The 6,772-nt window shown below is 61.5% G+C and carries 6 protein-coding genes; all 6 read left to right on the top strand.

Annotation, left to right across the window (positions count from 1 at the left end):
• Nucleotides 1-293 precede the first annotated feature (293 nt).
• A complete protein-coding gene (locus tag VEZ52_RS07300; RefSeq protein WP_324836240.1) occupies nucleotides 294-1,091 on the top strand; it encodes a 2-amino-3,7-dideoxy-D-threo-hept-6-ulosonate synthase in 798 nt (265 codons plus the stop codon).
• A 5-nt stretch (nucleotides 1,092-1,096) separates the two neighbouring features.
• Nucleotides 1,097-2,080 (top strand): 3-dehydroquinate synthase II family protein, encoded by a 984-nt coding sequence (locus tag VEZ52_RS07295; protein ID WP_324836239.1) that lies wholly within the window; start codon nucleotides 1,097-1,099, stop codon nucleotides 2,078-2,080.
• Between the two features lie 2 nt (nucleotides 2,081-2,082).
• Entirely contained in the window at nucleotides 2,083-3,315 is a 1,233-nt protein-coding gene (gene pheA / locus VEZ52_RS07290) for a prephenate dehydratase (protein WP_324836238.1), read from the top strand.
• Entirely contained in the window at nucleotides 3,312-4,748 is a 1,437-nt protein-coding gene (locus VEZ52_RS07285; RefSeq protein ID WP_324836237.1) for a 3-phosphoshikimate 1-carboxyvinyltransferase, read from the top strand. Before pheA ends, VEZ52_RS07285 begins: the two co-directional genes overlap by 4 nt.
• A gap of 137 nt (nucleotides 4,749-4,885) precedes the next feature.
• Nucleotides 4,886-5,617, top strand: coding sequence for a prephenate dehydrogenase (locus VEZ52_RS07280; protein WP_324836241.1), 732 nt, complete (start codon nucleotides 4,886-4,888; stop codon nucleotides 5,615-5,617).
• A gap of 165 nt (nucleotides 5,618-5,782) precedes the next feature.
• On the top strand, nucleotides 5,783-6,772 hold a 990-nt coding region (locus VEZ52_RS07275; RefSeq protein ID WP_324836236.1), incomplete at its 3' end, for a flagellar type III secretion system protein FlhB.

Below are 6,772 nucleotides of genomic sequence, written 5' to 3'. Positions count from 1 at the left end.
CTTTTGCATGCCGCGTAGCTTTTTACCTAGAAAATTTTAAGGATACTTTCATGCAGCGCATTTCTTCCAACCACACCTCCTCCTACGCCGCCGGCATCTTTAGCTGGTATTATTTTGCGTACTTTACCGGAGCCTGTGGTCGGGAGCTTTGCTGACGCGTAAAAGTTAGAAAGTTCAACGGGCCGCAGGCAACAAGCCAGCGGCCCTTTTTTTGTATGGGCCGCCGGAAAAGATGCGGCAAACCCCGCCTCATGCGGGTCACCTTAAAGCAGCAGACTGAAAGGAGCGAGCCCATGTACCTTGGAAAAAAAATCCGCCTGGAACGCATCATCAACCGCACAAATGGCCGTACCATCATTGTTCCCATGGATCACGGCGTGACCATCGGCGCTGTTGAAGGTCTGGTGGACATGCGCGACACCGTCAACGACATGGCCACGGGCGGCGCGGACGCAGTACTCATGCACAAGGGCCTTGTACGTTGCGGGCACCGCAACGCGGGCAGCGACATCGGCCTTATCATCCACCTCTCCGCCTCCACCGCTCTTTCGCCCCTCGGCAACACCAAAACCCTCGTGGGTACGGTTGAAGAAGCCATCAAGCACGGCGCGGACTGCGTTTCGGTACACGTCAACCTGGGCGACCCCAATGAACGCCTCATGCTGGCAGATCTGGGCCGGGTGGCCGAATCGTGCGACAACTGGGGCATTCCGCTGCTGGCCATGATGTACGCGCGCGGCCCGCAGATTCAGAACGGTTACGCCAAGGACGTTGTGGCCCATTGCGCTCGCGTGGGCGTTGAGCTGGGCGCGGACATCGTCAAGGTGCCCTACACCGGCGATGCGGAAAGCTTCTCTGAAGTCGTGGCCGCCTGTTGCGTGCCCGTGGTTATCGCCGGTGGCGAACGCATGGATTCCACCCGCCAGATACTCCAGATGGTTCAGGATTCGCTGAGTGCTGGCGGCGCGGGTATTTCCGTGGGCCGCAACGTCTTCCAGCATCCCAACCGCGTTGCCCTGGTCAAAGCCCTGCGCGCCATCGTGCACGACAACGTTTCCGTGGATCAGGCCATGGAAATTGTAGGAGAGTAAGCCGCATGTCCCGCATCTATTTCAACTGCGTTCCTTTTGACAAGGGCGATGTGACCCTGGCGCTGGAATCCGGCGTGGACGGCGTTATTGTGCCGCGCCAGCATGTGGAAGAGGTTTCCGGTCTTTCGCGCTGCCCTGTATGGACTGCCGAAGATACCGCCATGATGGCGCTCAACGTCAAGGCAGACGAAGAAGCCGTGCTCGAACGGCTGCACAAGGGCGAGCGTGTGGTTCTGGCTCGCGGCTGGGAGGTAATACCTGTGGAAAACCTTCTGGCCCAGAGCGACAGCGTTCTGGCTGAGGCCGCTACGCTGGACGAGGCCCGCCTTGCCGCAGGAATTTTGGAACACGGTGTGGCGGGCATTGTTGTATCCAGAGAGGCCGTGGCCGATCTCAAGACCATTGTCAGCCAGTGCAAGCTTTCGCAAGGGCATGAAGAACTGCTGCCCGCAGTGATCACCCGTGTGGAATCCGTGGGCCTCGGGCACCGAGTCTGCGCCGATACGCTCTCCATCCTGCGCAAGGGGCAGGGAATGCTGGTGGGCAATTCCAGCGCCTTTACCTTTCTTGTGCATGCGGAAACCGAACGCAACGAATATGTCGCCGCCCGCCCCTTCAGGGTCAATGCGGGAGCCGTGCATGCCTACGTGCGCCTGCCCGGCGACAAAACCACCTATCTTGGCGAATTCAAGGCGGGGCAGGAAGTGCTGATCGTGGACGCCAACGGCGAAACCAGCCTTGCCACCCTTGGCAGGGTCAAGATTGAAGTGCGCCCCATGCTGCTGGTTGAAGCCCAGGTTACCACCGAAGACGGCGTTAAAACCGGCGCGGTATTTTTGCAGAATGCCGAAACCATCCGGCTGACCACCCCCGGCGGCGAGCCGGTGAGCGTGGTGAGCCTGAAGCCCGGCGATACCGTGCTGTGCCGCCTGGACGAAGCCGGTCGCCATTTTGGCATGCGCATCCGCGAAGACATCCGGGAGATATAAGCATGGACGACAGCAACAGCCACTGGCCCACGGGCCACCCCGCAGCCGCAGCAGACCGTCAGGCAGCCTCTCCTGATGAGGCGGGCGCGCGCCTTGCCGCCATCCGGCACGAGATTGACGCCGTGGATCAGGATCTGCTCACGCTCTTCAACCAGCGGGCGGCCCTGAGCCTCGAAGTGGGACGCATCAAGGCCGACGTTCCGGGCATTATCTTCAAGCCCCTGCGGGAGAAGGAAGTGCTGGACAGTCTGGCAACGCGCAACCCCGGCCCCCTGCCGGAGGATCATCTGCGGGCCATCTGGCGCGAGATATTTTCTTCTTCCCGCTCCTTGCAGCGGCCCCAGAATGTGGCCTATCTCGGCCCGGAAGGCACGTTTTCCTACTTTGCGGGCGTGGAGTATCTGGGCCATGCCGCCCAGTTCCGCCCCTGCAACGATATTACGCAGGTCTTTCAGGAAGTGGCTTCCGGTCAGTGCGAGCTCGGCGTGGTGCCGCTGGAAAATTCCCTTCAGGGAACCGTGGGCGTGAGCTTTGACCTGTTCCTCAAGTACGACGTGCATATTCAGGCCGAGCTGTTTTCACGCATTTCGCACTGTCTGCTGAGCAACGCGCCCTCGCTGGCCGCCGTGCGCACCGTGTATTCCCACCCCCAGCCTCTGGCCCAGTGCGGCGCGTGGCTGCGCGCCCATCTGCCCGGCGCAGGCCTTGTGCCGGTGGAATCCACCGCCGCCGCCGCCCAGTACGCCGCTGGCAAGGAAGACGCCGCCGCCATTGGTCACGGCAAGCTGGCCGACCTCATGGGCATTGCCGTTCTGGCCCGCCGCATTGAGGACGAGCCCGGCAACTGGACGCGCTTTGTGATCATCGGCCCCGGCGACGCGCGCTCGGGCAGCCGCACGGGCGGCCCGCAGCCCGGCCATACCGGCGCGGACAAGACCTCGCTGCTGTTCACCACGGCAGACAAGGCGGGCGCGCTCTCAAGCGTGCTTGACCTGCTGGCAAGCAACGGCATCAACATGCGCAAGCTGGAATCGCGCCCCCTGCGCGGTCAGCGCTGGAAATACGTATTCTTTGCCGATGTGGAAAGCGATCTGGAAGATCCCCGCTACGCCCCCCTGCTGGAAAAACTGCACGAAGTCTGCACGAGCTTCCGCATACTGGGCAGCTACCCCACAGGGCCGCAACTGGACCGTCTTGACCTCCACTCGGAAACACCGGAGCAGCCAGCCTCATGAGCCAGAGCACCATTATCATCACCGAGGCCGAAAAGCAGGCCACGGCAAGCGTTACCGCACCCGCTTCAAAATCTGTTTCGCACCGCTATCTTATTGGCGCGGCGCTGGCGCAGGGTGTTTCCACCGTGCGGCATACCCTTGAAAGCCGGGACCTCGAACGCACCCGCGCCATCCTGTGCGGAGCCGGGGCGAGCATGGAAACCCTGCCCGAAAGCACCCAGGCCTCCGGCGCGTGGCGCGTGGTGGGCATGGGCGGCAAGCCCCGCAGCGGCGCTACGGGCGATCCCCTTTCCTGCGATGTGGAAGAATCCGGCACCACATGTCGGCTGCTCACCGCAGTGCTGGCCGCTGGCGAGGGCGAATTTCGCATACACGGCGCACCGCGCATGCACGAACGCCCCATCGAAGAACTGACCGACGCCCTCAAAAAACTGGGCCTTGCCGTCACATTTGAGGGCAAGCCCGACTGCCCGCCGCTGGTGCTGCACGCCAAGGGCCTCACCCCTGCCCTGTGCGGGGGCGAGGTGACGCTGGGCATGGATATTTCGAGCCAGTATTTTTCGGGTCTGCTGCTGGCGGCCCCCATGGGGCCTGCGCCTCTGTCCGTAACGCTTGGCGGGCAGAAAGCCGTGTCCTGGCCCTATGTGGGGCTGACCCTGCAATGCCTGACCGACTACGGCATCCGCTTTGACGTGGAAACCCGCGACGCGGCTGATGCCCCGTGGGAAATGCTGCCTCCTGGCGCATGGCGCGAACTCAAGGCCGCGCATCCCGGCTGCCTGCGCGTGACAGTCCATCCCGGCGCGTACCGCGCGGGCAACTACACCGTTGAAGGCGACTGGTCTGGCGCGTCCTATCTGCTTGCAGCTGGCGCACTGGGCCTCAAGCCCGTGAGGGTTGAAGGTTTGCGCGCGGATTCCCTGCAGGGCGACCGCGCCATGCTGGGCATTTTGCAGCGCATGGGCGCGCGCATGACCATGACGGAAGATTCCGTCACCGTGTACCCCTCCGCCCTTCATGGCGTGGAGCTGGACATGGGCGACTGCCCCGACCTCGTGCCCACTGTAGCCGTGCTGGCCGCCTTTGCGCAGGGTTCCACGCGCATCAGCAATGTGGCCCATCTGCGTTATAAAGAATCGGATCGCATCAGCGCCCCGGCGCAGGAGCTTGCCAAGGCTGGGGTGGTCATTGACCAGCTTTCCGACGGCATGCTCATTCACGGTCTGGCCGGACGCGGCAACGGCAAGCCGGACTGTCCGCGCTTGCCCGAGGGCGTTTCCCTCTCGGCCCACAACGACCACCGCATCGCCATGTCTCTGGCCCTGCTGGGACTGCGCCAGCCTGAAACAAACGTACGCGGCCTGCTGGACGACCCGCTCGTGGTGCGCAAATCCTTTCCGCAATTCTGGAATATCTGGGAGCAACTGGCATGAACGGCAATCAAGGCAGCAATGGCACTCCTGCCGCCCATAACGGCGGGGAATCCGCTGCGGAGGATGGATTTGACGGCTTTACCGGCTTCTACCCGCGCAATCCCGTAAAAACCGTCATTGTTGGCTCCACTGGCCGCATGGGCACCATGCTGCTGGCTCGCGCCGAGTCGGCAGGGCTGAGCGTGGCGGGCGTGGACGTGCCCCTGACTCCCGAAGTTCTGGCTCCCGCCTGCGCGGGGGCCGAGCTGGCCATTATTTGCGTTCCTGCCGCTGTTTTCAGCGAGGTTATTGCTACAGTCTGCCCGCATCTGCCCCTTGGGGCGGTGCTGGCGGACATAACCTCCGTCAAGGAAATTCCGCTGCAACAGATGGAAAAGGCCTGGGCCGGGCCAGTAGTGGGCACGCATCCCCTCTTTGGCCCCAAGCCGGATCCGCAGGCAGACCAGCCCGTGGCCATTGTGCCGGGGGGCCATGCGGGGCAGGATCACGTGGAACTGGCCTCGGGCTTTTTTACAGCCCTTGGCTGCCGTGTTTTCTGCACCACCGCCGAAAAGCACGACAAGGCCATGGCCAGCATCCAGAACATGAACTTCATCACCAGCCTGGCGTACTTTGCCCTGCTGGCGGAGCATGAGGACCTGCTGCCCTTTCTTACGCCTTCGTTCCGCCGCCGCCAGAACGCGGCCCGCAAAATGCTGACAGAAGACGCTCGCATGTTCGCTGGCCTGTTTGAGGCCAACCCCTACAGCTACGAAGCTGTGCGCCAATACCGACAGATGCTCAACCTCGCCGCCGCTGGCGATATTGACCTGCTCTGCCAGCGCGCCCGCTGGTGGTGGCAGGAGGAAGAGGATCAGCAAACTCCCTGATTTCAAACAGCTCGCAACAGCTGACGCGCACGCGGAGGAAACTCCATGCGCCCAATGACCGTTGCGCCCTGATCTGATATGCCCGCCAGTTCTCTGACGGGCATATTTTTTGCTATTGCCAGGGCAAAGCGCTTAGCAGCGTCAACCCAACCAGGCGGTAAGAGCATGTTCGGTTCGCAGGAAGATCCAAGCAGAACAGAAAAAGCCACTCCAAAACGCGTCAGCAAGCAGCGTGAGGAGGGCAATGTTCCCAAAGCGCCAGAACTGGGCAAGGCAGTGAGCCTGCTGGGGGGCTTGTGTATTCTTTATGCATGGATCGGCCCCATGGCCGACAACATCAAGCGCCTGTTCCGCCACTTTCTCAGCCATTCGTGGGAGTTCGATCCCAACCCTGAAAACGTCTACAGCCTCAGCATCGACGTCACGCTTGAAATTGCCCGCATGATCATGCCCATCCTGCTGACCTTGGGTTTTCTGGCCTTTCTGGCGCAGCGCTTACAGGTTGGCAAACTCTGGACAACCAAGGCGATGCGACCCACGTTGAAGCGCTTCAACATAATCCAGGGCCTCAAGCAGATGCTGGCATCGCCGCAAACAGCCCTGCGCACCATCAAGAGCCTGCTGTTTTCTCTTGTTCTCGGCATCATCCCCGGCTGGATCATCTTCAAGGAACATCAGAATTTTCTGCCCATGTACTACGCCAGCACCGAGGGCGTGGCGACCTACATGCTGCAAATGGCTTTCAAGCTGACCTGCTACGCGCTGCTGCCCATCATTGCCATTGCTATTTTTGACGTATGGCAGTCTCGCTATGCCTATAACGAAGGCATGAAGATGACCAAGTCGGAAGTGAAGGACGAGCTGAAACAGGCTGATGGCGACCCCGTGGTCAAGGGGCAACAGCGCAGAAAAATGATGGAAATGATGAGCAAGCGCATGCTTGCCGACGTGCCCAAGGCGGATGTGGTGGTCACAAACCCCACGCACATAGCCGTGGCCCTGAGCTATAATACCTCGGAAGCTCCCGCCCCCATCGTGCTTGCCAAGGGCGCAGACCATCTGGCCGAAAAAATCAAGGAAGTAGCCCGCGAAAACCGGATTCCCATTCGCGAAAACGTGCCTCTGGCACGGGCTTTGTATAAGTCCACAGAGGTG

This window comes from Desulfovibrio sp. (assembly GCF_035644575.1).
Classification (GTDB): Bacteria; Desulfobacterota; Desulfovibrionia; order Desulfovibrionales; family Desulfovibrionaceae; genus Desulfovibrio.
This window is presented reverse-complemented; position numbering and strand designations above follow the sequence as displayed.

What these genes read in the sequence shown, in the direction of transcription:
- VEZ52_RS07285 (WP_324836237.1), top strand. Translation starts at nt 3,312, where the DNA reads ATGAGCCAGAGCACCATTATCATCACCGAGGCCGAAAAGCAGGCCACG.
- VEZ52_RS07300 (WP_324836240.1), top strand. Translation starts at nt 294, where the DNA reads ATGTACCTTGGAAAAAAAATCCGCCTGGAACGCATCATCAACCGCACA.
- VEZ52_RS07280 (WP_324836241.1), top strand. Translation starts at nt 4,886, where the DNA reads ATGGGCACCATGCTGCTGGCTCGCGCCGAGTCGGCAGGGCTGAGCGTG.
- pheA (WP_324836238.1), top strand. Translation starts at nt 2,083, where the DNA reads ATGGACGACAGCAACAGCCACTGGCCCACGGGCCACCCCGCAGCCGCA.
- VEZ52_RS07295 (WP_324836239.1), top strand. Translation starts at nt 1,097, where the DNA reads ATGTCCCGCATCTATTTCAACTGCGTTCCTTTTGACAAGGGCGATGTG.